Genomic DNA, 22,839 nt, shown 5'->3' with positions numbered 1-22,839 from the left:
GGCTGCCTCCAAAGGCCCAATCCGCCACTCAGGAAAACGCGTTCTCGATCAGGGTCGGGAAGCTGAGGGGCGCGGTCAGCACGACGTCGAAGCGGATGTCGTGGCCGGCGAAGCGGGGATTGCCGGCAAGCCAGTACTGCGCCGCGCGGATGATCCGCCGCCGTTGCCGGGTCGGCACGGTCCAGGCGGCAGCTTCCATGGAGCTTCGGCGCTTCACCTCGATGAAGCTGAGACGATTGCCCTTCAGGGCTACGAGGTCGATCTCCCCGACAGGGGTCTTGTAGCGCCGGGCGACAATGCGGTTGCCCTTCAGCCGAAGCCACAGCGCGACGAGGGTCTCGGCGAAGACGCCCCGGCGATAGGCCTTGACCCGGGCCTCGCTCAACGCCCGCCGTCCTTCTCCTGCTGGAGCGCCAGGCCGAGCCGGTAGACCCGCTTCCGCTTGACGCCGAATGCGTCGGTCACCGCCTGCACTGCGTCGCGAAGGCTCTCTGTCGCAAGCGCGTCCTCCAGTGCGGCGGCGATCTCATCGTCGCTGGCTTCCGTCTGATCCGGGCTCGGCGGAGCCACCATGACCACGAACTCGCCCTTTGGCGGTTCGTCCCCGGCGAACTCTCCGGCCAACTCGGAAAGCGTGCCGCGGGCCACCTGCTCGTGCAGCTTCGTCAGCTCCTTGGCGACCGCCGCATCGCGACCGCCCAGAACCTCGGCCATGTCGGGCAGGGCGGCGGCCAGCCGGGCCCCGGTCTCGTAGAAGATCAGCGTGGCCGGAACCCCGGCGACCTCTTTCAGCCGTGTCTTCCGCGCCGCCGATTTCGGCGGCAGGAAGCCTGCGAAGAAGAAGCTGTCCGACGGCAGACCGGAGACGCTGAGACCTGCCAGGCTCGCCGAGGCGCCGGGAATGGCGGTGACGGCGATGCCTTCGGCCAAAGCCTCCCGCACCAGCTTGTAGCCGGGATCGGAGATCAGCGGCGTGCCCGCATCGGAAATCAACGCAACGACGGCACCCTCCCGCAAGGCTGCAAGGATCTTCGGCCGGGCGTTCGCCGCGTTGTGCTCGTGGTAGGGCAGGAGCCGCGCCTTCAGCCCGTAATGGGCCAGCAGGCGTCCGCTATGGCGCGTGTCCTCGCACGCCACCACATCGGCCCGCGCAAGGCAGTCCAGCGCCCGTAATGAGATGTCGCCGAGATTGCCGATCGGCGTGGCCACCAGGCTTAGACCGGGTTCAAGAGGTTTCGCCGCCAGATCGTCCAGCATGCGCGCGACGCTGCCGCGCAGCGCCGTTGCGTTGCCGTCTTCCGGCGTTTCGCTTTGGGTGCTCATAGCCAGACCTTACAGCGAAAACCCTGCGGCGTGCGCGCAGTGGGCGAAAATGGCCGTTCCCTGGCCGTGGGCCCGGCCCATGCTATAATTGCCGCAAATCGGCCAAACCAATCCTCAAAGAAACCTGGCCGAACGCAGGGAAAGCGAGTTCTGAGGCCGATGCGGTCAGTCGAAAAACTGTGCGCGCTTATGAGCGCGGCGCGGGCCCTCCTGGGTGCGATCTTCGTCGCGCTCCTCGTTGCCGCCTGCACCGGTGGCCCCGGCGGAGGGGGCGGGGGATACTCCGAAGGCGATGGCGGCCTCGCGCCCACCGGCTCCGGCGGTGTGAAGGTTGCGCTGCTCCTGCCGCTGTCCGGCTCCGGCGATGCGCCCCAGATCGCTCAGGCCCTGAGGCAGGCGGGCGAACTCGCCCTGTTCGAATTCAACAATCCCAACGTCACCCTCGTCCCCAAGGACACCAAGGGCACGCCGCAAGGAGCGGCCGAAGCGGCCGAGAGCGCCGTCTCCGAGAAGGCCGAGCTGATCATCGGTCCGCTCTTCGCCGACGAGGTCCGCGCCGTGGCGCCCGTCGCCGGACGGTCGGGCATTCCGGTCATCGCCTTCTCCAGCGACCGCAACGTCGCCGGCAACAACGTCTATCTCATGAGCTTCCTGGCCGGGGCCGATGTCGGCCGCATCGCGTCCTATGCCTTAAGCCGGGGCAAGAAGAACTTTGCCGTACTGATCCCGGAGAGCGCCTACGGCACCATCGCCGAACGCGAATTCGCCAAGGCGGTCGCGTCCGCCGGGGGGAGGACGGTGGTCCGCGCCACCTATCCGACAGGCGGCGGCGCGAATTTGAGCGGGCCCGTCGGCCGGGTCGCCGGTGCTGTGAAGTCCGGTCAGCAGGTCGACGCGCTCTTCCTGCCCGCCGGTCCCGACGAGCTACGCGCCATCGGCCCGCTTCTCGCCTCCAACGGCATTGCCGGCGGCAAGACCCAGCTTCTCGGCACAGGCCTGTGGAACGCTCCCGGTATCGGCAGCAATAGCGCGCTCGTTGGCGGCTGGTATCCGCGCCCGATCCCAGCGGCTGGAACCGTTTTGCCCAACGCTACAAATCCACCTATGGCAGTGAGCCGCCGCGGCTGGCGAGCCTGTCCTACGATGCGGTGAGTCTTGCCGTCTCGCTCTCGAACAATCCGCCGGGCGATCGCTACACGCCGAACCAGCTTACTCGGTCCACGGGCTTCGCCGGGGTGGACGGGCTGTTCCGCCTTCTGCCCGACGGCACGGCAGAACGCGGCCTCGCGATTCTGGAGGTCCAGCCCTCGGGTCCGCGTGTCATCGATCAGGCGCCGCGCAGTTTCTCGTCCCGCGCCGGGTCATACGGCCGGTCCTACGCCGAGCACTAGGCGGCGCTCGGCTCTTTCAGAGGCGCGCGTCGGCGATCTCGAAGATCAGCCGGTCCAGAAGCATCCGGCCTTTGGATGTCGCTGTGAGGCGGGTGTCATCCAGCGCAAGGAGCCCCTCGGCGATCAGCGGCGCGAGACGTGTGCGGTCGAGCTGGCGTCCATCCAGTCCCGAGAGCCGGTCGAGATCGATCCCTTCCGACAGCCGTAAGCCCATGAGTAGATATTCCTCGGCCCGCTCTTCGTCGCTCAGAAGCTCGGCCGCCTCCAGCCCATTGCCTTTCGTATCCACCGCGTCCCGCCAGCCCTCCGGCAGCTTCAGGGCCGAGAGCGCCTGGCGGGTGCCGTCGATGGCCAGCCGGCTATGGGCGCCGGGGCCGATGCCCGCATAGTCGTGAGCACGCCAGTAGACGAGATTGTGCTGGGACTCGTAGCCGGGCTTCGCGTGGTTGGAGACCTCGTAGGCCGGAAGCCCTGCCTCTTCGCAAAGCTCCTGGGTCACGCGATAAAGTTCCTCCGCCTCCTCGCCCGGTGGCAGCTTGAGCTTACCCGCCGCATAGCGCGCAGCGAACGGCGTGTCCGGCTCGATTGTGAGCTGGTAGAGCGAAAGGTGATCGGCGGCGTAGGTCAGGGCCTCTGAAAGCTCCGCCTCCCAGGCAGCGATGGACTGGCCCTCGCGCCCGTAGATCAGGTCGAAGCTGATGCGCGGGAAATGGGCTCTTGCGACATCCAGAGCCGCCAGCGCTTCCTTCGCCGTGTGCTGCCTGCCGAGACGGCGGAGATCATCGTCGTTCAGCGCCTGAATGCCGATGGAGAGCCGGTTCACTCCCGCCGTAGCATAGCCGGCGAACCGTTCCGCTTCGACCGAGGTCGGGTTCGCCTCCAGGGTGATCTCCACATCATCCCCATAGCCCCAGAGCCGTCCGGCTTCTGCAAGGATCGCTTCGACCGTAGACGGCTCCATGAGGGAGGGGGTGCCGCCCCCGAAGAACACACTTGAGATGGGGCGCCTGGCGGAATGTTCGGCGAACCAGTGCATCTCCTTCAAATACGCGTCGAGAAAGCGCGCCTGATCGACGCCGCCATGGCGGACGTGGGAGTTGAAATCGCAATAGGGGCACTTGGCGAGGCAGAACGGCCAATGGACGTAGAGCCCGAACGGCTCGTCCGCGGCGCCCGTGCCGGGCGTCGCCGCCTCACGCATCGCTGTTATAGAGCGCATCCATCATCTGCTTGAACGCCGCCGCCCGGTGGGACATGGCGTGCTTTTCGTCCTGGTCGATTTCGCCGAAGGTCTGCTCCATGCCGTCGGCGACGAAGATGGGATCGTAGCCGAAGCCCTGGTCGCCCCGCGGCGGCCAGACGATCTTTCCAAACACCTTGCCCTCGAAGCTGCGCACCGTTCCGTCGGGCCAGGCGAGAGTCAGCGCGCAGGTGAAATTGGCCGTGCGGTCGTCCGACCCGACCTCCTCAAGCGCGGCATGCACCTTTTCCATTGCGAGATTGAAATCCCGCTTCTCCCCGCCCCAGCGCGCCGAGAATAGTCCCGGCGCGCCGTCCAAGGCCGCTACCTCGAGCCCGGAATCGTCGGCGAGCGCAGGCAGGCCTGCGCCTGCGGCAGCAGAGCGCGCCTTCAGCTCCGCGTTCTCGATGAAGGTCTGTCCGGTCTCTTCCGGCTCCGGAAGGTTCAGCTCGGCGGCTGCGAGCGTCTCGATACCGTAGGGCGCGAGCAGCTCCGCCATCTCCCAGACCTTGCCGATATTGTGGCTGGCCACCACCAGCCGGTCGCCCGCATGGAGCGCCTTAGGGCGGGATGTATCTTTCGCCGTCATCGTCGCGTTCAAGCCACCGTCATCTTCTGCAGGGAGATCAACTCGTCGATGCCTTTTCGCGCCATGCCCATGAGCGTGTCGAACTGCTCCTGCGAGAAGGGGTCTGCCTCCGCCGTCGCCTGGACTTCGACCACGCCGCCGCGCCCGGTCATCACGAAGTTCGCATCGGCCTCGGCTTCCGAATCCTCTGCGTAGTCGAGGTCGAGCACGGCATTCTCCCGGTATAGCCCGCACGAGACCGCGGCCACCTGATCCTTCAGCACATTCTCCCGCACCATGCTGCGCGCCGCCATCCAGGCCAGCGCATCGTGAAGCGCAACCCAGGCGCCGGTGATCGCCGCCGTGCGGGTGCCGCCATCGGCCTGGATCACGTCGCAATCGACCGTGATCTGCTTCTCGCCCAGGGCCTGAAGGTCCGTTACCGCCCGCAGTGAACGGCCAATCAGCCGCTGGATTTCCTGGGTCCGCCCGCCCTGCTTGCCGACCGCCGCCTCGCGCCGCATGCGCTCCGAGGTCGAGCGCGGCAGCATGCCATACTCCGCCGTGACCCAGCCGCGCCCCGAACCCTTCAGCCATGGCGGAACGCCCTCGCCGACGCTCGCCAGACACAGCACATGGGTCTCGCCGAACTTCACCAGGCAGGACCCTTCCGCATGGCGCGACACCGCCCGCTCAAGGCTTACGGGGCGCAGGTCTTCGGCGGCGCGTTTCGATGGGCGCATGAGTGGCATCTCCGAATTATCCTAAAGGACGCGCACCCTAGAGGAGCCCCATGACGGGGGAAAGGCCCAATCGCGGCAGGGAGCGTCTGTAAGCCGCCGGGGCTGGATAAGCCTGCGCGCCGCCTTGCCGGATGGCAGCGCAAGGGATACCACCGCAGTTTCGCGATACGTAGACGGGTCTCATGGCGGAAACCGCGAAGACGGAAGATAAGGATCAGGCGCCGCAGCGAGCGGTGGGCACGGAGTCGTCCGCGCCGACGTCGCCCAGCCCGGCATCCGCGGCTCCGGCCGGCGCCACGCCCATGATGGCTCAGTATCTGGAGCTGAAGGCGGCCAATGCCGACTGCCTGCTCTTCTACCGAATGGGCGATTTCTACGAGCTGTTCTTCGAAGACGCCGTCATCGCCTCGCGCTGCCTGGGAATTGCGCTCACCAAGCGCGGCAAGCACCTGGGCGAAGACATCCCCATGTGCGGGGTGCCGATCCACGCCGCCGACGACTATCTCCAGCGCCTGATCCGCGCGGGCCACCGGGTCGCGGTTTGCGAGCAGCTCGAAGATCCGGCCGAAGCCAGGAAGCGTGGCGCCAAAGCGGTGGTGAAGCGCGACGTGGTTCGCCTCGTCACCCCGGGCACTCTCACCGAGGACACGCTCCTCGATGCCCGCAGCAACAATTTCCTTGCTTCCATCTTCCGGGGACCGAGCGCCGAGACGGGCGAGTTCGCCATCGCCGCCCTCGATATCTCCACCGGCGAGCTCCTGACGACGCTGGTCCGGGAGAGCGATCTCATCGGCGAGCTGATGCGCCTCGCGCCCCGGGAGGTCTTGATCGGCGACGACCTCGACGACGACGCCAGGCTCCGCCGCCAGATCGAGGAGCTGGGCACGGCGCTGACCCCCGCGCCCAAAGCCCATTTCGACTCCCGGCGCGGCGAGACCCTTCTGAAGGATGCCCTCCAGGTCGCGACCCTCGACAGCTTCGGCGAGTTCGCCAAGCCGGAACTCGCCGCCCTCTCCGGCCTTCTGACCTATGTCCACATCACCCAGATCGGCAAGGCGCCGCTTCTGCGTCCGCCGAAACGCCACATCACTGGCGACCTTCTCACCATCGACGCTTCCACCCGCGCCAATCTGGAGCTGACCAAGTCGACGCAAGGCGACCGGGGCGGCAGTCTTCTCGCCGCCATCGACCGCACCGTGACGAGCGCCGGCGCCCGCGAACTGGCCCATCGCCTGGTGAGTCCGCTCACCGATCCGAAAGCCATCAACCAGCGGCTCGAGGCCGTGGCCCATCTTGCCGACCGGCCGCTGCTCCGCCAGCGCCTCCGCGAGACCGTGCGGGAGGCGCCCGATCTCGCCCGTTCCCTGGCCCGCCTGTCACTCGGTCGCGCCAGTCCGCGCGATCTCGGTGCGGTTCGCGACTCCATCGCCACGGCGAAGGGGCTCGCCGGAGAGCTCGCCACCCAGGGCGACGGGCTGGGACTGCCGGATGAACTGCACGCCATCGCCCAGCGGCTGAAGGCGCTCCCCCAGGATTTGGAGCGCGCACTCACGGAAGCCCTCGGGGCAGACCTGCCTCTCAACAAGCGCGACGGCGGCTTTATCGCCGCGGGTTACGATGCCGATCTCGACGAGAACCGCTCCCTGCGCGACGGCAGCCGCAAGGTCATTGCCGGCCTCCAGGCGACCTATGCGAGCGAGACCGGCATCAAGACCCTGAAGGTTCGCCACAACAATGTGTTGGGCTATTTCGTCGAGGTGACCGCCGCCCAGGCGGGCGCGCTTACTGAGCAGCCCCACACGGAGAAGTTCATCCACCGCCAGACCATGGCCAATGCCATGCGCTTCACGACGACGGAGCTGTCCGAGCTGGAAGCGCGCATCACCATGGCGGCGGACCGGGCGCTGGCCTGCGAGCTTGCCATCTTCAACGATCTGTCAGAGCGCATCCTCGCCGGCCGCGACCCCCTTTCCGAGGCTGGTGCGGCCCTGGCCGAGCTCGATTGCTATGCCAGCCTCGCCGAGCTTGCGATCGATCAGGATTACGCGCGGCCCAAGGTCGACAAGAGCTTCGTCTTCGACGTGTCTGGCGCCCGCCACCCCATGGTGGAGCGGAGCCTGGCGAAATCCGGCGGCGGCACCTTCATCGGCAACGATTGCCGCCTGGTCGCCAACGGAAAGGAGGACGAGGCCAGCATCCTGGTGGTCACCGGCCCCAATATGGCGGGCAAGTCGACCTTCCTCCGCCAGAACGCGCTTGTCGTGATCCTGGCCCAGATGGGTGGGTTCGTGCCGGCATCCTCCGCCCATATCGGCGTCGTCGACCGCCTGTTCAGCCGGGTCGGCGCGGCGGACGATCTGGCCCGTGGCCGGTCCACCTTCATGGTCGAGATGGTCGAGACCGCATCGATCCTCAATCAGGCGACGGACCGCTCCTTCGTCGTGCTGGACGAGATCGGCCGCGGCACGGCCACTTTCGACGGGCTGTCGCTCGCCTGGGCGGCTCTGGAATATCTTCATGAGGTGAACGGCTCCCGCACCCTCTTCGCGACCCACTATCACGAGCTCACCGCGCTCGCCGACAAGCTGGAGCGCGCCGCCAACGCGACCGTCGAGGTGAAGGAGTGGAAGGATTCCATCGTCTTCCTCTATAGGGTCGTCTCAGGCGCCGCCGACCGCTCCTACGGACTTCACGTGGCGAAGCTCGCCGGGCTGCCGAAGCCGGTGCTCGCCCGGGCGGCGGAAGTCCTGGAACAGCTGGAGCGGGCCGATGGGCGGCCCAAGCCGTCCGATCTCGCCGACGACCTGCCGCTCTTCAGCGCAGCCGCCGCGCAAGCCGAAGAAACCGGCGCTTCGCCGCTGGAAGAGGCCGTGGACCAATTGCATCCCGACGGCATGACGCCTAGAGAAGCGCTCGAAGCGCTCTACAAGCTCAAGGACCTGCTGAAGGGCGCGTAATCGGGGCCCGCGCGGCCTATGTTAAGCTTCTCGTTCTAGAGTTTTGGCCCGTTCAATCCGGGAACCGTTTATGGACCAGAAAGCGATCGTTCAGGCGCCGTATTTCGACTTCGCGGCGCTTTCCGATGAGATGGCGGTTCTTGCCGAGGAGCATGCCGGCAAGGAAACGGCGCTGCGTGCGGCCCTGGTCGACCGTTTCAAGGCGCTGATGCAGGAGGCGCACGTCCACGCGGAACGTCAGCTCCAGGCCGACGGCGACGGCGTGAAATGCGCCGAGAACCTGTCCGACTTCCAGGATGCCCTGATCCGCCTGAGCTACGAGGTGGCGACCCGCTACGTCTATCGCGTCGACAACCCCTCTTCGTCGGAGCGCATGGCCATCGTCGCCACCGGCGGCTATGGCCGCGGCCGCCTCGCTCCCGGCTCCGATATCGACATCATGTTCCTGCTGCCCCACAAGCAGACCGCCTGGGGCGAGAGCGTGGCGGAGTTCATGCTCTATTTGCTGTGGGATCTCGGTCTCAAGGTCGGCCACGCCACCCGCAGCATCGACCATTGCGTGCGTCTGGCCCATTCCGACATGACGATCCGCACCGCGCTGCTCGATGCGCGTCTGATCTTGGGCGACCAGGACCTGTTCGCCGACTTCAAGCGCCGCTTCCTGCACGAGGTGTTGGAGACCAACCCGATTCCCTTCGTCGATGCCAAGCTGGAAGAGCGCAACGAACGTCACGCCCGCTCCGGCGCCTCACGCTATCGCGTCGAACCGAATATCAAGGAAGGCAAGGGCGGCCTGCGCGATCTCCATACGCTGCACTGGCTCGCCAAGCATCTCCATCCCGACAAGGGTGAGGAGGAGTTCGTGTCGGCCGGGGTGTTCTCCAGAGGCGAGTACCGCAGCTTCGTGCGCTGCGAGCACTTTCTCTGGACCGTGCGCTGCCATCTGCACTTCCTCACCGGCCGCGCCGAGGAGCGTCTCACCTTCGATCTCCAGCAGCGCATGGCCGAGCGGCTCCACTATCACTCCCGCGGCGGTCTTCAGGCCGTGGAACGCTTCATGAAGCATTACTTCCTGGTGGCCAAGGAGGTCGGCGATCTCACTGGCATCGTCTGCACGGCGCTGGAGATGAAGCAGCTGAAATCCTCGCCGGCCCTGAATGCGCTGCTGGCGCCGTTCGGCTGGCGTCAGCGTCTCAAGGTTCGCTACACCTCCGATTTCCGCATCGAGAACGGCCGCATCTTCGCCGACAAGGATGTGTTCGAGCTCGACCAGCTGAACCTCTTGCGCCTGTTCATCGTGGCCGACCGTCACCAGGTCTCGTTCTCGCCGAGTGTCCTGCGCTCCATACGATCCAACTTCCGTCTGATCGACGACGACCTCCGGGAGAACCCTGCCGCCAACAAGCTGTTCATGCAGCTCCTGACCGAGTCCCGCAATGTCGAGGACGCCCTGCGCAAGATGAACGAGGCAGGCGTGCTGGGCCGCTTCATCCCGGATTTCGGCCGCGTTGTCTCCATGATGCAGTTCAACATGTATCATCACTTCACCGTGGACGAGCATTTGATCCGCACCGTCGGCTACCTGTCGCGTATCGAGAACGGCGACTACGAGCGCGAGCATCCCCTGGCCAGCGAGATCATCAACACCATCGACAATCGCCGCGTGCTCTACGTCACCTGCCTGCTCCACGACATCGCCAAGGGCAGGGACGAAGACCATTCCATCGCCGGTGCCCAGGTGGCCCGCGACCTCTGTCCTCGCCTCGGCCTGACGGCCGCGGAGACCGAAACCGTGGCCTGGCTTATCGAGCATCATCTCGAGATGAGCCAATACGCCCAGAGCCGCGACCTGAACGACCCGAAGACCATTCGTGCGTTTGCCGATCTCGTGCAGAGCCGCGAGCGGCTGAAGCTGCTCCTCATTCTTACGGTCTGCGATATCTGCGCGGTCGGGCCCGGCGTCTGGACCGGCTGGAAAGGCCAGCTCCTGCGCACGCTCTATTTCGAAACCGAGCCCCTCTTGGGCGGCGGCACCGCCCTCAGCCGCGAGCAGCGCATCAATCAGACCCGCGCCGTGCTTCGGGAGCGTCTCGACGATTGGCCGAAGGAGATCGTCGAACGCTTCATCGACCGGCAAAGCCCGGACTATTGGCTCCGGACCGACCTGGATCTCATGGTGGAGCACGCGAAGCTGGTTCGCGAGGCGGAGGAGAAGGGCAAGCTTCTCGCCACCCATATCTCGACGGATGCGTTCCGGGCCGTCACCCAGATCAGTATCCTGGCTCCTAACCACCCGCGCCTGCTTTCCATGATCGCCGGCGCTTGCCATCGTGCCGGCGCCGATATCGCCGATGCGCAGATCTCCACGACCCTCGACGACATGGCGCTCGACACCATCCATCTGGAGCGGGAGTTCGATCTCGCCGACGACGAGGAACGCCGTGCCGGGCGCATCGCAAATACCATCGAGAAGCTGCTGAGCGGCGAGCTCTATTTCTCCGATATCATCGCCGAGGATCGGAAGCCGCGCTCCAAGGTGGCGGCCTTCACCGTCGAACCCCAGGTGATCATCGACAACACCTTGTCCGACGATCACACCGTGATCGAGGTCAACGGTCTCGACAGGCCCGGCCTCCTCTACGAGATCACCCGGGCGTTCACCGATCTAAAGCTCGATATCGCGACGGCGCATATCGCGACCTTCGGCGAGAAGGCGGTGGACGTGTTCTACGTGACCGATCTCCAGGGCAACAAGATCGCCAGCCGCCGCCATGAAGCCGCCATCCGCGACGAACTGAAACGGGTGCTCGCCGGCGAGACGGCTCAAGAGCCCGTGGCCGGATGAACGAGGCCGGCCACTCCATGATCCTGCCGCCGGACACACGTCTCATCCGCCTTTAGGCTCCCGCACCCATGGCCCTGTATCGCGCCTTCGCCACTGTCGGCGGCATGACCGTCCTGAGCCGCGTTCTCGGCTTTGCGCGGGATATGCTGCTTGCGGCGCTGCTTGGCGCGAGCGCGACCGCCGACGCCTTCTTCGTCGCCTTCCGCATCCCGAACCTGTTCCGCCGCCTGTTCGCCGAAGGCGCCTTCGATTCCGCCTTCGTGCCGCTCTTCACCAAGCGCTATCACGGGGAAGGCGAAGCGGACGCACGCGCCTTCGCCGAGCGCGCCATGGCGGGGCTGGCCGTCGTCCTCATCGTCTTCACGCTGCTGGGCGAGATCGCCATGCCCTGGTTGATGCTGCTCCTGGCTCCGGGCTTCTCCGCCGATCCCGACAAGTTCGCCCTCGCCGTCAGCCTCGGACGCATCGCACTGCCCTATCTGCTCTGCATGTCCCTGGTGGCCCTCTATAGCGGCATGCTGAATGCCCTCGGCCGTTTCGCCGTCGCGGCGTTCGTGCCCACGCTTCTCAATGTCGTGCTGATCCTGGCGCTACTGGGCTGCGTCGCTTTCGGCATCAGCGAGAACCAGCCTCTGGTGGGCCATGTGCTCGCCTGGGCCATCACCGTCTCCGGCGCGGTTCAGGTTGCGGCGATGATCTTCGCGGCCGCCAAATACGGTCTCACTCTGAAGCTCCGCGCGCCCGTCTGGAACGACGACATGCGCCGCCTGGTTCGTCTGGCCACGCCGGGCCTGCTCGCCGGCGGCATCGCCCAGCTCTCCATCATGCTGGGAACGATCATCGCCTCGTTCGAAGATCGCGTGGTCTCCTGGCTCTATTACGCAGACCGCATCTTCCAGCTTCCTCTGGGCGTCATCGGCGTCGCCATCGGCGTGGTGCTCCTTCCCGAGCTCAGCCAGCGCCTGCGCCATGGCGATCATGCAGCGGTCGTCGATGCGGAGAACCGCTCCATCGAATTCGCGCTGTTCCTGACGATCCCCGCAGCGGTCGCGCTCATTCTTATTGCCGAGCCGATCATCCGGGTCCTGTTCGAGCGCGGCGCGTTCACGGCCATCGACACGAGGGCCTCGGCGGACATGCTCGTCGCCTTCGCCCTGGGCCTTCCGGCCTATGTCCTGGTGAAGATCTTCAATCCGCTCTTCTTCGCCCGCGAAGACACCAAGACTCCCATGATCTGCGCCGGCCACGCCCTGGCCGCCAATGCCGTGCTCAGCCTCGGGCTGTTCTATATCCTCGGCGCCATCGGCATCGCCATTGCGACGGCCATGGCGGGCTGGGTCAATCTCGGCCTCCTGGTCTACGAGCTGAAACGCCGGGAAGGCCTCGCCTTCGACGACACCTTCAAGAAGCGTTTCCGCGGCACGCTCCTCGCGAGCCTCGTCATGGGCATCGCCGTCTATCTCCTGGAAGGTTGGTTCGATCGCTGGTTCATGCCGGGCCAAGGTCTCCTGATCCAGGGCCTGGCGCTGCTGGTGGTGATCGGTGGAGGCCTCGCCGTCTATTTCGGCGCGACCGAGCTTCTGGGCGTCATGAGCCTGCGCAGGCTCCGCAAGAATTTGAACGCTGCCTAGCGTCGTCGTTGCGGGTCTCCGAAAGTCCGGCATTCGGCGGGCGCGGCTCGCCTCTCGCGCAGCAAGTCTTGCCTCCCGCCGCCCCCTTCGCCATAACGCCACAGGTTCGAAGAAGGAGATCGAGGAAGCATGCCCGCTTCACATACCCGCGTCCTGTCCGGCGTCCAGCCACCGGCAATCTGCATCTCGGCAACTATCTCGGCGCGATCAAGAAGTTCGTCGCCCTGCAGGAGGAGCACGAGTGCCTCTACTGCGTGGTCGATCTCCACGCCATCACCATGTGGCAGGAGCCCGCCGAGCTGACCCACAATATCCGCGAGGTCACGGCCGCCTTCATCGCCGCAGGCATCGATCCCAAGCGGCACATCGTCTTCAACCAGAGCCAGGTCGGGGCCCATGCCGAGCTCACATGGCTGCTCAACTGCGTGGCCCGCATCGGCTGGCTGAATCGCATGACCCAGTTCAAGGAGAAGGCGGGCAAGGATCGGGAGAATGCCTCGGTCGGTCTGTACGACTATCCGGTGCTGATGGCGGCGGACATCCTGATCTATCACGCGACCCACGTGCCGGTCGGCGAGGACCAGAAGCAGCATCTGGAGCTCGCCCGCGATATCGCTCAGAAGTTCAATAACGACTACGCCGAATCCATCGCCAAGCTGGGGGCTCCGGAGGAATTCTTCCCGCTGCCCGATCCGCTGATTTCCGGCCCGGCCACGCGTGTGATGTCGTTCCGCGACGGCTCGAAGAAGATGTCGAAATCCGAAGTCTCCGACATGTCCCGCATCAACATGACCGACGACGCGGACACCATCGCCAAGAAGATCAAGAAGGCGAAGACGGACCCCGAACCCTTGCCGTCCGAGGTCGATGGGCTGAAGGAGCGACCCGAGGCCCGCAACCTGGTCGGCATCTACGCGGCCCTCGCCGATACGGACGTGCCGTCCGTGCTTGCCGAATATGGCGGGGCGACCTTTTCCACCTTCAAGCCGGCCCTGGCGGAGCTCGCCACCGAGAAGCTCACCCCGATCGGCGATGAGATGCGTCGTCTGCTGAACGACCCGGCGGAAATCGACAAGATTCTTGGGGATGGCGCCGCCCGCGCCCGCAAGATCGCCGATCCGATTCTGGCGAAAACCAAGGAAATCGTCGGCCTGATCGGCAGCTGAAGGCGAAAAAGCCGGCACTTTCGCCTATCGTCAGGCGTCGGAATTTCTTGTTGGGCGATTGGCTTAATGGCAGCATGCGCGCCATGGCCGAGACCACTCAGAAAACGAAGCCCGCAGCGAGGCGTCAGACCAAGCCGCGGACCGCGAAAGCCGGGCAGAGCGCGAAAGCCGCGACGGCGAAGAAGCCGGCGACCAAGAAGGCTGCAGCGAAAAAGCCGGCTGCTGCCAAATCCGCGTCAGGCGGCACGTCCACGCCTCGTCCGCGCAAGAAGCGTGAGGTCTTCCACGAAGGCCATAAGCGCAAATTGCTGGTGGTTGTCGACGAGACCCCGGAATGCGAAAGCGCGCTCGCCTATGCCGCGAGCCGGGCCCAGCGCACCGACGGCAAGCTCGCCTTGGTCTACGTCATCGAGCCCGGCGATTTTCAACACTGGCTCGGGGTCGAGGAAATCGCCCGTGAAGAGGGGCATAACAAGGCCCGGGCGGTGTTTCGGCTGTTCGGGCGGAAGCTCAAGACCATGGGGTTCGAGGAGATCGTCCCCGAGGAGATCATCCGGGAAGGCCACAAGGCCGAGGAGATCACCCAGCTCATCGAGGAAGATCACGATATCGGGGTTCTGGTGCTCGGCGCCTCCCGCGATCCCTCCGGCCCCGGCCCGCTGGTCACGTCGCTTGCGGGGGGGCGCTCAGGCACCTTCCAGATCCCCATCACCGTTGTACCCGGCTGCTTGGCGACCGAAGAAATCCTCGCCATGGCGTGAGGCGGCGGCCATCGGCGCCGGTGGGCAGAGAGCGCCTATGACGCGGGGAGAGCCTATGACGCGGGGAGAAATGGGCGAATCGGGCTCCCAAATCTTCCTAGTAGGGAACCGCCGGGCTATGTTTCACTTTAAACTTCAGCGCCGCGTTCTTAGATATGGAATTATTCTAAAATAGCAGTGCCTTACGAGGCGCCGAACCCATAAGGCGATCGAGACAAGCGATGTTCATTCAGACCGAAGCGACCCCAAATCCCGCAACGCTCAAGTTCCTGCCGGGCCAGCCGGTGCTGGGCGAGGGGACCATGGAGTTTCTGAAGCCCGAAGAGACGTCTGCCTCGCCCCTGGCGGCGCGCCTGTTCACCATTCAGGGCGTCTCGGGTGTCTTCTTCGGCCCCGACTTCATCAGCGTCACCAAGAAGGACGCCGAGTGGCAGCATCTGAAACCGGCCATCCTCGGCGCCATCATGGAGCATTACATCTCCGGCGCGGAAGTGGCCGCCCAGCAGCAGCCGGATCTGGTGGCGGACGAAGAGTTCTACGAGCCTGAAGACGAGGAAATCGTCGCCACCATCAAGGAGCTGCTGGAGACCCGTGTGCGTCCGGCGGTGGCCCAGGATGGCGGGGACATCACCTTTCAGGGCTTCCGCGACGGCATCGTCTATCTGCATATGCGCGGCGCATGCTCCGGCTGCCCGTCCTCCACGGCGACCTTGCGCCACGGCATCGAGAACCTGCTGCGTCACTTCATTCCCGAGGTCGAGGAAGTCCGCCCCCTGAATGTCTGATTCCGAAACTCCGCTTCCGAAGCTCGCTCTCGACGAGGCGGCGCTAGATCAGCTGTTCCACACGGCCCGCACCCATAATGCTTGGCTCGATAAGGAAGTGCCGGACGCGCTCCTCCGCGAGCTGGTCGGGATATTGAAAATGGGCCCCACCAGCGCCAATACCCTTCCCGCACGCTTTGTGTTCGTGAAGTCGAAGGAGGCGAAGGAGAAGCTCAAGCCGCATCTTTCGAAGGGCAATCAGGAGAAGACGATGCAGGCGCCGGTCTGCGCCATCATCGCCCACGACCTGGAGTTCTACGAGCGGCTCCCCGAGCAATTTCCCCACACCGATGCCAAGAGCTGGTTCGAGGGGAAGCCGGAGAAGATCAAAGAGACGGCCTTTCGCAACGGCACGCTCCAGGGCGCCTATCTGATCATCGGAGCCCGGGCGCTGGGACTGGATTGCGGGCCGATGTCGGGCTTCGATGCCGACGGCGTCGATGAGGCCTTCTTTGCCGGAACGCCCTATAAGGCGAACTTCCTCTGCAATATCGGCTACGGCGACGACAGCGAGCTGATGCCGCGCAGTCCCCGTCCCGATTTCGACGACATCGCCAAAATCGTCTAGACGCGGGAGGCTTTCATGAAGCTTCTGGCGCTCGAGACCAGCATGGGCAAATGCTCCGTTGCGGTGGCGTCCACCGATCGCGGCGTCACTATCCGTCGCGAAGCGGAGATGGCGCGGGGCCACGCCGAGGCCCTCATGCCCATGGTCGAGGCCGCCATGGCGGAGTCCGCGATCGCCTATTCCGATCTCGACCGCATCGCAGCCACAACCGGCCCGGGCAGCTTCACCGGGGTGCGCATCGCCATCGCCGCGGCCCGGGGCCTTGCGCTTGCCACGGGTGCCGAGCTTTGGGGCACGGATTCTCTGAGCGTCATGGCCCGCCGCGCTGTGCAGGATGGCTTGAACGGAGGCGTAGCCTTCGCCGTGGCGGTCGATGCGCGCCGCGATTCGCTCTATTTCGGGGGGTTCGACGCCGATGGCACCCCGCGTGGCGCCCCCGCCCTCCTGCATGTCGACGAAGCTGTCGCATCTCTCACGACCGATATCTCTATCGTTCTCGGCAGCGGGGGCGAAGCATTGGCAGCGGCGTCCGGTAGGGATCTCGCCGTCGCGGCACCCGATCTGCAACCGGACGCCTCCGCCCTGGCCGAGTTGGCTCTGGGGGCGATGAATCCTACTCCTGGTCTGAGACCCCTCTATCTGCGTCCCCCCGACGCAAAGCCCCAATCAGGCAAAGCCGTGGAGCGGCTCTGATGGAGGGCCCCCGCATCGCGGCCCGTCAGGCCGCGGTGAAGGATGCCGAAGCCCTGGCGGCCGTCCATGCCGCGTGCTTCTCGGCGCCTTGGGATGCGGAGCTCCTGAAGATCTTCCTCGAAGCCCGGGACTCTCTCTGCGTTCTGAGCACCGAGGGCGAAACCGTGACCGGCTTTCTACTGACCCGCATAGCGGCCGACGAGGCGGAGATTCTCACCCTCGCCGTCGCACCCGAGACAAGGCGTCAGGGCATCGCCAGGACCCTGCTCGAAGCCGCGGTCGATGGCCTCAAGCAGCGCGGGGCCAAGCATCTCTTCCTTGAAGTGGACGAAAAGAACGTTGCGGCCCTTGGCCTCTATCGCGGCCTCGGGGCGAAGCCCGTGGGGCGTCGCCCCGCCTACTATGCCGATGGCGGCGACGCAGCTATTCTGAGACTGACCCTCGACGAGCGCCTTGCCGAAGACGGGCCGACTCGATAGCAAACGAAGCGCGCGACTCTTTGCCTAAAGAGGAACGATGAACAAGCCTGCAGCCCTCGAAACCCGGATCGAGCGCCTATGCGCCGAGCACGGCATGCGCATGACCGGCCAGCGCCGGGTCATCGCACGGGTGCTCTCCCAGGCCGACGATCATCCCGATGTCGAGGAGGTCCATCGCAGGGCTCACGCGCAAGATGCCCGCATCTCCCTCTCCACCGTCTACCGCACGGTTCGCCGTTTGGAGGAGGCCGGCATCCTGGAACGCCACGATTTCGGCGACGGCCGGGCCCGCTACGAGCCGGCCCATCACGCCCACCACGATCACCTGATCGATGTGAATACGGGTCAGGTGATCGAATTCCGCAACGAGCAGATCGAACGTCTTCAGGAACGCGTCGCCGAGGAGCTGGGCTACCGGCTCACCGGCCATCGTCTGGAGCTGTTCGGCATGCCCCTTAAGAAAAGCAAAGGCTGAGCGAGATGATGCGGCATGTCCGGGCCTTCGTCGTGCTTTCGGTGTTCTTCCTGTTCACCGTGCCGCTGATGCCATTCCAGCTCCTCTTCGTCCGGAGCAGATCGGCCTACGCCCGCAGCTTCCCGCACTGGTATCATCGCTGGGTCTGCAAGATCCTGGGCATCCGGGTCGCGGTGGAAGGGAGCGTCGAATCGAACCGGGGCGTGCTGCTCGTCTCCAACCACGTCTCGTGGCTCGACATTCCGGTCATCTCCTCCGTCGCGCCCGTCTCCTTCATCGCCAAGCGCGAGATCTCGACCTGGCCTTTCGTCAGCTGGCTCGCCAAGCTTCAACGTACCGTCTTTGTGAATCGCGAGAGGAAGACCGAGGTCACCGAGAAGACGAGCGAGATCCTGCGCCGCCTGGAGGCGGGCGATATGGTGGTTCTCTTCGCAGAGGGCACGAGCAGCGACGGCAATACCGTGCTGCCGTTCAAGACGTCACTGTTCGCCGCGGTGAAGTCGTCCAAGGCCGAGCCCGTGCATCACGACATCTCGGTCCAGACCCTGGCGATCACCTACCGCAAGATCTACGGCCTGCCCGTCGGCAGCCGGCGGCGGCACCTGATCGGCTGGTATGGCGATATGGATATGGGAAGTCACGGTTGGCGGCTTCTGGGCCTCGGACCGCTGGACGTCTCGATCCGCCTTGGCCCGCCCGTGCCGCTGGACGATTTCGCGGACCGGAAAGCCTTGGCCCGCTACACGGAAGAAAGAGTACGGCGGGACGTGATCGAGCTGGCTCGTGGAAAGCCGCTGAAGCCGCAAAGTCCCGCCGCACCTGTCGATGGCGAAATCGCCGAACCTGCTTAGACGGCCTGGCGCTGACGCAGGGTGTCCATGAGCAGGGCCGGGGCGAAAGTGCCGTTCGGCAGCTGCCGGATGCGCCCGCCGCGGGCCACAGCCATCAGGATCGTCTGCATGCCGCGTCCCGCCGCATCGGGATCGGAGAAGAAGCCTTCCTGGATCGAAAGGTTGCGCAGCTGGTCCAGGGTCATCGGACCGTTCTCGCCGAGCTTACGCAGCACGAAATCGATCAGCGCCTGCTGATTCGGCGGCAGCGTGGCGACCTCGGCGGTGTGCTGAACGCTGCCGCCTTCCATGCGCCGCTTCTCGGCATCGATCAGACGGCCGAGCGCACTGAGCTCGTCCTTGATCTCATGGATCCTGGCATCGCGCTCGGTCTTCAGCTGCTCCACCTTCTGCTCGAACTGAGTCTGCGCAGCGGTGATCTCCTCCTCGAGGAGCTGAGCCCGATCCTGCAAATCTCTACGAATGTCACGCATGTACCCCCGCCTCCTTACTATTGAGCGGCCTCGAAACGCGCCTGAAAGACTCGCGGGCCGCTTGGGCCTCTAGTTCCGCATGTCTCTCAGGCAGGAAAATGGCAAGATGACAGAAGAGCTTAGGCCCGAGTGGCTTTTTCCGACTCCGCCCAAGATTTCCACAGGATGCTGTCGCGTCAGAGTGCCGGCTTCCGGTTCTTGCACGCCTTGCGGGCAAAGTGTTCGTCGAGAAGATTCTGCCGCGCCATGCGCATGAAGTGAGCGCTCATCGGGCTGAGCCCGCGCATCTCGACGAGCATGTAATCCAGCGCCGCGATCATCGGCCAGATGGAGCTGCCGCCCCCAGCCGTTCCCGTCTCAGTTATCGGGCCGGAAGCAGGTTCCGGCCCGAATTCGTCATGACTGCGATTGGAGCTCAAGGCTGCTACGCCGCCGCCTCGTCGAACGCGATGTTCTCGCGGATGGTGAGGCTCAGCTCGATCGGCGGCGGGATCAGCGTCAGGGAAGCCCGGGGCTCCGGCGCAGGTGTCTCGCTCACCGCAGAGAGGTGATAGGCCGAGGCGAACTCGAGCGCCAGAAGCTGAAGCTCGAGCAGCGCCACCCCCATGCCCACGCAGGTACGCGGTCCGACGCCGAAGGGGATGTAGGCCTTGTTGTTGAACTGCCGGTCCATGCGGAAGGAGTCCGGATCGTCCCAATAGGCCGGGTGCCGCTGCATCTGCCAGGGGCAGATGATGAGGGCGCTGCCCTTCTTGAGGGTGTGGCCGGCGATCTCGACGGTTTTCTTGGTTTCCCGCGAGAACCACCAAGCCGAGGGATAGAGCCGGAGCACTTCCCGGGCCAGCGCCATGCTCACCGGCGCGTTCTTCAGGTCCGCCGCAACGATATCGCCTGAGTCGTCGGTAACGACCGCGCACTCCCGCGCAATCCGGTCCGCCAGGCCCGCCTGGGTGGTCAAGTAGTAGAGAACCCAGACCGCGGCCGAAGCCGTGGTGTGATGGCCCGCCAGCAACATGGTGAGGATCTCATCCCGGATGTCGTTATCCGAAAGACCCATCTCCTCCAGGGAGGTCAGCACGCTGGAGCTGCCGGCATTCTCGCGAACCCGCTTCACCACCAGACCCATGATCCGGTGCGCCTCGGCATATTTCCGTCGGCGGCGCAGCCAGGATTTCGGCCCGCGCGGCCAGATCCGGAACATGTCCTCCTCGAGTTCGTGCTCGATCAGATGCACGGCGCGCAGCAGCGCCAGCTCGTCGGCCGGCGAGAGCACCTGATGGCCGAACAGGGCCACCGAGATGAGCCGCAAGGTCAGGGGACCCGTCACCTTATGGACGTTGAACTGCTCCTCCAGGGCGAGCGCACCGGCCAGCTGCCGGATGGTCGCCGCCATGGCCGGGACCTGCTCCAGCACCGTGGATCGGCCGAGCGTGGCATGCACCACCTCGCGGCGGCGCTTGGATTCCTTGCCGCTCATCAAGAGGAAGCTGTTGCCGAAGGCGGGCTTCAGCTTCTTGATGTATTTGCCCTTGTCGATTGCGTCCTCGGTGTGGTTGAGGACGGGCTTCACCAGCTCCGGCGAGTTCACCAGATAGACTGGCTGTGGCCCCAGGGCGAGCTTGACTAGAGGCTCGTCCGTACCGTTGCCCTTCTCCCGCATGAAGCCGAGAGGGTCACGCCGAAATGCGCTCAGATCCGCGAACAAGTGTCTCATCGTGAACGTCCAGTTTGTTGGCTAGTGAAAGAAGCGTTTGGAATTTCTCGCCGGCCTGATCTTGCAGCGGGATCTCGCCGGCGACGGCCCGAAGCCGCCGCCCGGAGCGGTCGGTCCCGATGATCTGCGGGGGTCCGTAGCGCCGGGTGCGAATGCCGAGCCGGGTGAGGAAGCGCTCGTAGGTGAGATCGGCCAGCGCAACGAGAGCCGAGGCCCGGCGCGAGTAGCCGAAGCGGAACATCAAGGAGTAGAGAGTCCGCGCGAGATGAAGTCGCTCGGTGCAGGGAGCCACACCGAAGCGACTTATCTCCCACACATCTGCGCGCGAGGGATAGGCACGCAATGTTGCGAGCTGCGGAAACACGTCCTTGACGAGGTAACTTTGGTTGGTGGGGATGGCGCGAAAGCCGCCGATGATCTCGTCGCCCTGCAACAGGGCACAGTGAATGGCGACATCCGTATCGAACTGATCGGACTCACGATCGCCGAAAGTCGTCAGGTCCCAGCCGAGCTCGTCGACAAAGAGTGCCTTGCGAAACCGCTGCAACCCATAGACAGTGTGCGGATCGTCTTTTGCTCGGCAGAATACTGCGCGGTAAGATTGCGAAACGTTATCCATGACATGGACCGCCGTCTTAATGTGAAACTCGCCTCCAATGTCATGCCCATGGCCAAGGAGCACCAGTCCCGAAAAATCGGGAGTTTAAGTAATGGTTAAATTGGAAGAGGCGATTGGGTCGATAGAGACGTGTAGTTCTACCGACGAGCTCAAGCATGCGTTGCAAGATATTATCGAGGACTTCGGCTTTTCCTCGTTCAACATGCTTGACGCCGGTAATCCTCATGTCGATGTGCCCTACTATATTGGCACGACCCCGGAAAACTGGGTTCAAACCTACATTTCAAATGGGTTTGTGCATGTAGATCCGTGCGTCACCCGTGTGAGGCGAAGCAACGCGCCCTTCTCCTGGGACGAGGTTGAGGTCCCCCGCTACGACGGATCGGGCCGGAAATCCGGTGCCTGCAAGGTAATGGAGGCGGCCCACGACCACGGATTTACCGAAGGATTCGTGGTTCCCTTCCACTATACCGACCCTCTGGGACGCGTTTTTTCGTCTTCTTCGGCGTTCTACTGGACCGATCCGGTGAAAAAATATCGCTTCCTTCTGTCCAGGAAGCGCTATGACCTCCACCTGATCATGATCTATTGGGCGCAGCGGGCGATCGACATCATCGCCGAGCAGCACCGCAATCGTCAGGGGCTGCTGGAGACCCAGGCCGATCCGCGCACCGCCGTGGCCCTGACCGACCGCGAGCGCGATGCTCTCTCCTGGGCCGCACGCGGCAAGACAGTCGCCGACACCGCCGATATCCTGTTCATCTCACAGGCGACCGTGGAGACCCACCTCCGCCATGCCATCGCCAAGCTCAACGCCAGCAACAAGACCCATGCCGTGGTGAAGGCGATCTATCTCGGCCTCATCGACGTCTGAGCAGCACCCGCGCCGGTGACACGCGGGAACTCTGCGCAAGGAGAATGGGCACTTTTCTCATGGCCGTCTGCGCTATGGTCCGCGCCGATCGGGAAACGCCCGAACTGCAGACAAAAGCCATGGAGGAAGCGCCGTTCTATGTTCCGCTTTCAAGCACTCCGCAATCCGACGCTCCGCTTTGCCGCCGTCTCCGCTGCCGGTGTCGTGCTGGCCGCCGCCCTGTCTTTCCAGGCTTCCGTCGCGCAAGCCGCGGAGATCCCCAAGCGCAAGCCTGGCCATTGGCAGCTCACCACGGTGACCCCCGGCGTCGGAAAGCGCGTCTTCGATGTCTGTGTGGCTGAGGACGACAATATCGCCGTGCCGAAGAACGCCGGCAAATGCGGCGAGCCGGAGGTTCTCGAGGCCGGCTCCGAGACCATCGTCAACGTCACCTGCACGGTGAAGGACGCCAAGCAGACCATCAGCACGGCGCTGAACGGAAATTTCGACGAGCGCTACCACGCGGTCGTGAAGATGAGCTTCGATCCGCCCATGGGCGGGCAGGACCGGTTCGGCGTGACCATCGACGGAAAGTATATCGGTCCCGACTGCACCGAGGGCGATGCCGCCAAGGAGCAGAGCAAGCAGTAGGGAACGGAGGATCC

Annotated in this window: 23 protein-coding genes and 1 pseudogene; 15 read left to right on the top strand and 9 right to left on the bottom strand. The window is 64.8% G+C overall.

The window, feature by feature from the left end; all coding sequences use genetic code 11:
• Positions 1-28 precede the first annotated feature (28 nt).
• The gene (locus A7A08_RS05055) at positions 29-385 is read right to left on the bottom strand and encodes a YraN family protein (protein ID WP_069094438.1); all 357 of its coding nucleotides are present in this window, start codon (positions 383-385) and stop codon (positions 29-31) included.
• Entirely contained in the window at positions 382-1,323 is a 942-nt protein-coding gene (gene rsmI, locus A7A08_RS05050) for a 16S rRNA (cytidine(1402)-2'-O)-methyltransferase (protein ID WP_083226472.1), read from the bottom strand. The genes A7A08_RS05055 and rsmI overlap by 4 nt, the downstream gene beginning before the upstream one ends.
• Before the next feature lie 189 nt (positions 1,324-1,512).
• On the opposite strand from rsmI, the gene A7A08_RS05045 reads away from it, so the two are divergent.
• Both A7A08_RS05045 and A7A08_RS15450 read left to right on the top strand, forming a co-directional pair.
• The gene (locus A7A08_RS05045) at positions 1,513-2,475 is read left to right on the top strand and encodes a penicillin-binding protein activator (protein WP_169822926.1); all 963 of its coding nucleotides are present in this window, start codon (positions 1,513-1,515) and stop codon (positions 2,473-2,475) included.
• Positions 2,472-2,714, top strand: coding sequence for a hypothetical protein (locus tag A7A08_RS15450; RefSeq protein ID WP_083226470.1), 243 nt, complete (start codon positions 2,472-2,474; stop codon positions 2,712-2,714). The genes A7A08_RS05045 and A7A08_RS15450 overlap by 4 nt, the downstream gene beginning before the upstream one ends.
• A gap of 16 nt (positions 2,715-2,730) precedes the next feature.
• On the opposite strand, the gene hemW is transcribed toward A7A08_RS15450, so the two are convergent.
• The 3 genes from hemW to rph are packed head-to-tail and all read right to left on the bottom strand — an operon-like array spanning position 2,731 to position 5,265.
• Positions 2,731-3,933: a radical SAM family heme chaperone HemW gene (gene hemW, locus A7A08_RS05040; RefSeq protein ID WP_083226469.1), complete on the bottom strand. Its 1,203-nt coding sequence runs from the start codon at positions 3,931-3,933 to the stop codon at positions 2,731-2,733.
• Positions 3,908-4,543, bottom strand: coding sequence for an RdgB/HAM1 family non-canonical purine NTP pyrophosphatase (gene rdgB, locus A7A08_RS05035; RefSeq protein WP_069094673.1), 636 nt, complete (start codon positions 4,541-4,543; stop codon positions 3,908-3,910). Before rdgB ends, hemW begins: the two co-directional genes overlap by 26 nt.
• Positions 4,544-4,551: 8 nt before the next feature.
• Positions 4,552-5,265, bottom strand: a complete 714-nt coding sequence (rph, locus tag A7A08_RS05030; protein ID WP_069094436.1) for a ribonuclease PH — start codon at positions 5,263-5,265, stop codon at positions 4,552-4,554.
• Positions 5,266-5,447: 182 nt separating this feature from the next.
• On the opposite strand from rph, the gene mutS reads away from it, so the two are divergent.
• The 11 genes and pseudogenes from mutS (at position 5,448) to olsA (ending at position 18,515) form a co-directional block, all read left to right on the top strand.
• Entirely contained in the window at positions 5,448-8,222 is a 2,775-nt protein-coding gene (mutS, locus tag A7A08_RS05025; RefSeq protein WP_083226468.1) for a DNA mismatch repair protein MutS, read from the top strand.
• Positions 8,223-8,292: 70 nt separating this feature from the next.
• Positions 8,293-11,067 (top strand): [protein-PII] uridylyltransferase, encoded by a 2,775-nt coding sequence (locus A7A08_RS05020; protein WP_069094435.1) that lies wholly within the window; start codon positions 8,293-8,295, stop codon positions 11,065-11,067.
• A gap of 68 nt (positions 11,068-11,135) precedes the next feature.
• Positions 11,136-12,698 (top strand): murein biosynthesis integral membrane protein MurJ, encoded by a 1,563-nt coding sequence (murJ, locus tag A7A08_RS05015; RefSeq protein ID WP_069094434.1) that lies wholly within the window; start codon positions 11,136-11,138, stop codon positions 12,696-12,698.
• A gap of 129 nt (positions 12,699-12,827) precedes the next feature.
• Positions 12,828-13,864, top strand: a pseudogene (gene trpS / locus A7A08_RS05010) (tryptophan--tRNA ligase).
• 50 nt (positions 13,865-13,914) lie between these two features.
• The gene (locus A7A08_RS17290; RefSeq protein ID WP_342586624.1) at positions 13,915-14,625 is read left to right on the top strand and encodes a universal stress protein; all 711 of its coding nucleotides are present in this window, start codon (positions 13,915-13,917) and stop codon (positions 14,623-14,625) included.
• 221 nt (positions 14,626-14,846) lie between these two features.
• Positions 14,847-15,410: a NifU family protein gene (locus A7A08_RS05000; RefSeq protein ID WP_069094433.1), complete on the top strand. Its 564-nt coding sequence runs from the start codon at positions 14,847-14,849 to the stop codon at positions 15,408-15,410.
• The gene (locus tag A7A08_RS04995; RefSeq protein WP_069094432.1) at positions 15,403-16,017 is read left to right on the top strand and encodes a malonic semialdehyde reductase; all 615 of its coding nucleotides are present in this window, start codon (positions 15,403-15,405) and stop codon (positions 16,015-16,017) included. Before A7A08_RS05000 ends, A7A08_RS04995 begins: the two co-directional genes overlap by 8 nt.
• Before the next feature lie 15 nt (positions 16,018-16,032).
• The gene (gene tsaB / locus A7A08_RS04990; RefSeq protein WP_069094431.1) at positions 16,033-16,710 is read left to right on the top strand and encodes a tRNA (adenosine(37)-N6)-threonylcarbamoyltransferase complex dimerization subunit type 1 TsaB; all 678 of its coding nucleotides are present in this window, start codon (positions 16,033-16,035) and stop codon (positions 16,708-16,710) included.
• Complete coding sequence (gene rimI / locus A7A08_RS04985; protein WP_069094430.1) at positions 16,710-17,189, top strand: ribosomal protein S18-alanine N-acetyltransferase; 480 nt, start codon at positions 16,710-16,712, stop codon at positions 17,187-17,189. The genes tsaB and rimI overlap by 1 nt, the downstream gene beginning before the upstream one ends.
• A 37-nt stretch (positions 17,190-17,226) precedes the next feature.
• Positions 17,227-17,664 (top strand): Fur family transcriptional regulator, encoded by a 438-nt coding sequence (locus A7A08_RS04980; protein WP_069094429.1) that lies wholly within the window; start codon positions 17,227-17,229, stop codon positions 17,662-17,664.
• A gap of 5 nt (positions 17,665-17,669) precedes the next feature.
• The gene (olsA, locus tag A7A08_RS04975) at positions 17,670-18,515 is read left to right on the top strand and encodes a lyso-ornithine lipid O-acyltransferase (protein WP_083226467.1); all 846 of its coding nucleotides are present in this window, start codon (positions 17,670-17,672) and stop codon (positions 18,513-18,515) included.
• Here the strand turns inward: olsA and A7A08_RS04970 are convergent.
• From A7A08_RS04970 to A7A08_RS04960, 4 genes are all read right to left on the bottom strand, one after another.
• Positions 18,512-18,988, bottom strand: a complete 477-nt coding sequence (locus tag A7A08_RS04970) for a hypothetical protein (RefSeq protein WP_141693848.1) — start codon at positions 18,986-18,988, stop codon at positions 18,512-18,514. The two genes, olsA and A7A08_RS04970, sit on opposite strands and share 4 nt — an antisense overlap.
• 176 nt (positions 18,989-19,164) lie before the next feature.
• A complete protein-coding gene (locus A7A08_RS16150) occupies positions 19,165-19,308 on the bottom strand; it encodes a hypothetical protein (protein ID WP_169822925.1) in 144 nt (47 codons plus the stop codon).
• A gap of 104 nt (positions 19,309-19,412) precedes the next feature.
• The gene (locus tag A7A08_RS04965; RefSeq protein ID WP_069094427.1) at positions 19,413-20,702 is read right to left on the bottom strand and encodes a cytochrome P450; all 1,290 of its coding nucleotides are present in this window, start codon (positions 20,700-20,702) and stop codon (positions 19,413-19,415) included.
• Entirely contained in the window at positions 20,662-21,321 is a 660-nt protein-coding gene (locus tag A7A08_RS04960; protein WP_083226466.1) for an acyl-homoserine-lactone synthase, read from the bottom strand. The genes A7A08_RS04965 and A7A08_RS04960 overlap by 41 nt, the downstream gene beginning before the upstream one ends.
• Before the next feature lie 91 nt (positions 21,322-21,412).
• On the opposite strand from A7A08_RS04960, the gene A7A08_RS04955 reads away from it, so the two are divergent.
• Both A7A08_RS04955 and A7A08_RS04950 read left to right on the top strand, forming a co-directional pair.
• Positions 21,413-22,195 carry a LuxR family transcriptional regulator gene (locus A7A08_RS04955; RefSeq protein WP_069094425.1) on the top strand — a complete coding sequence of 261 codons (783 nt, stop codon included), beginning with the start codon at positions 21,413-21,415 and terminating at the stop codon, positions 22,193-22,195.
• Between the two features lie 138 nt (positions 22,196-22,333).
• Complete coding sequence (locus tag A7A08_RS04950; protein WP_083226465.1) at positions 22,334-22,825, top strand: DUF3617 domain-containing protein; 492 nt, start codon at positions 22,334-22,336, stop codon at positions 22,823-22,825.
• Positions 22,826-22,839 lie beyond the last annotated feature (14 nt).

The organism is Methyloligella halotolerans, assembly GCF_001708935.1.
Taxonomy (GTDB): Bacteria; Pseudomonadota; Alphaproteobacteria; order Rhizobiales; family Methyloligellaceae; genus Methyloligella; species Methyloligella halotolerans.
Note: the sequence above shows the minus strand (reverse complement) of the source record. Positions and strands in the feature narration are given on the sequence as shown.

Coding starts and splice junctions, on each gene's coding strand:
- rsmI (WP_083226472.1), bottom strand. CDS start 1,323: ATGAGCACCCAAAGCGAAACGCCGGAAGACGGCAACGCAACGGCGCTG.
- A7A08_RS05045 (WP_169822926.1), top strand. CDS start 1,513: ATGAGCGCGGCGCGGGCCCTCCTGGGTGCGATCTTCGTCGCGCTCCTC.
- hemW (WP_083226469.1), bottom strand. CDS start 3,933: ATGCGCTCTATAACAGCGATGCGTGAGGCGGCGACGCCCGGCACGGGC.
- rdgB (WP_069094673.1), bottom strand. CDS start 4,543: ATGACGGCGAAAGATACATCCCGCCCTAAGGCGCTCCATGCGGGCGAC.
- rph (WP_069094436.1), bottom strand. CDS start 5,265: ATGCGCCCATCGAAACGCGCCGCCGAAGACCTGCGCCCCGTAAGCCTT.
- mutS (WP_083226468.1), top strand. CDS start 5,448: ATGGCGGAAACCGCGAAGACGGAAGATAAGGATCAGGCGCCGCAGCGA.
- A7A08_RS05020 (WP_069094435.1), top strand. CDS start 8,293: ATGGACCAGAAAGCGATCGTTCAGGCGCCGTATTTCGACTTCGCGGCG.
- murJ (WP_069094434.1), top strand. CDS start 11,136: ATGGCCCTGTATCGCGCCTTCGCCACTGTCGGCGGCATGACCGTCCTG.
- A7A08_RS05000 (WP_069094433.1), top strand. CDS start 14,847: ATGTTCATTCAGACCGAAGCGACCCCAAATCCCGCAACGCTCAAGTTC.
- A7A08_RS04995 (WP_069094432.1), top strand. CDS start 15,403: ATGTCTGATTCCGAAACTCCGCTTCCGAAGCTCGCTCTCGACGAGGCG.
- tsaB (WP_069094431.1), top strand. CDS start 16,033: ATGAAGCTTCTGGCGCTCGAGACCAGCATGGGCAAATGCTCCGTTGCG.
- rimI (WP_069094430.1), top strand. CDS start 16,710: ATGGAGGGCCCCCGCATCGCGGCCCGTCAGGCCGCGGTGAAGGATGCC.
- A7A08_RS04980 (WP_069094429.1), top strand. CDS start 17,227: ATGAACAAGCCTGCAGCCCTCGAAACCCGGATCGAGCGCCTATGCGCC.
- olsA (WP_083226467.1), top strand. CDS start 17,670: ATGATGCGGCATGTCCGGGCCTTCGTCGTGCTTTCGGTGTTCTTCCTG.
- A7A08_RS04970 (WP_141693848.1), bottom strand. CDS start 18,988: ATGCGTGACATTCGTAGAGATTTGCAGGATCGGGCTCAGCTCCTCGAG.
- A7A08_RS16150 (WP_169822925.1), bottom strand. CDS start 19,308: ATGATCGCGGCGCTGGATTACATGCTCGTCGAGATGCGCGGGCTCAGC.
- A7A08_RS04965 (WP_069094427.1), bottom strand. CDS start 20,702: ATGAGACACTTGTTCGCGGATCTGAGCGCATTTCGGCGTGACCCTCTC.
- A7A08_RS04960 (WP_083226466.1), bottom strand. CDS start 21,321: ATGGATAACGTTTCGCAATCTTACCGCGCAGTATTCTGCCGAGCAAAA.
- A7A08_RS04955 (WP_069094425.1), top strand. CDS start 21,413: ATGGTTAAATTGGAAGAGGCGATTGGGTCGATAGAGACGTGTAGTTCT.
- A7A08_RS04950 (WP_083226465.1), top strand. CDS start 22,334: ATGTTCCGCTTTCAAGCACTCCGCAATCCGACGCTCCGCTTTGCCGCC.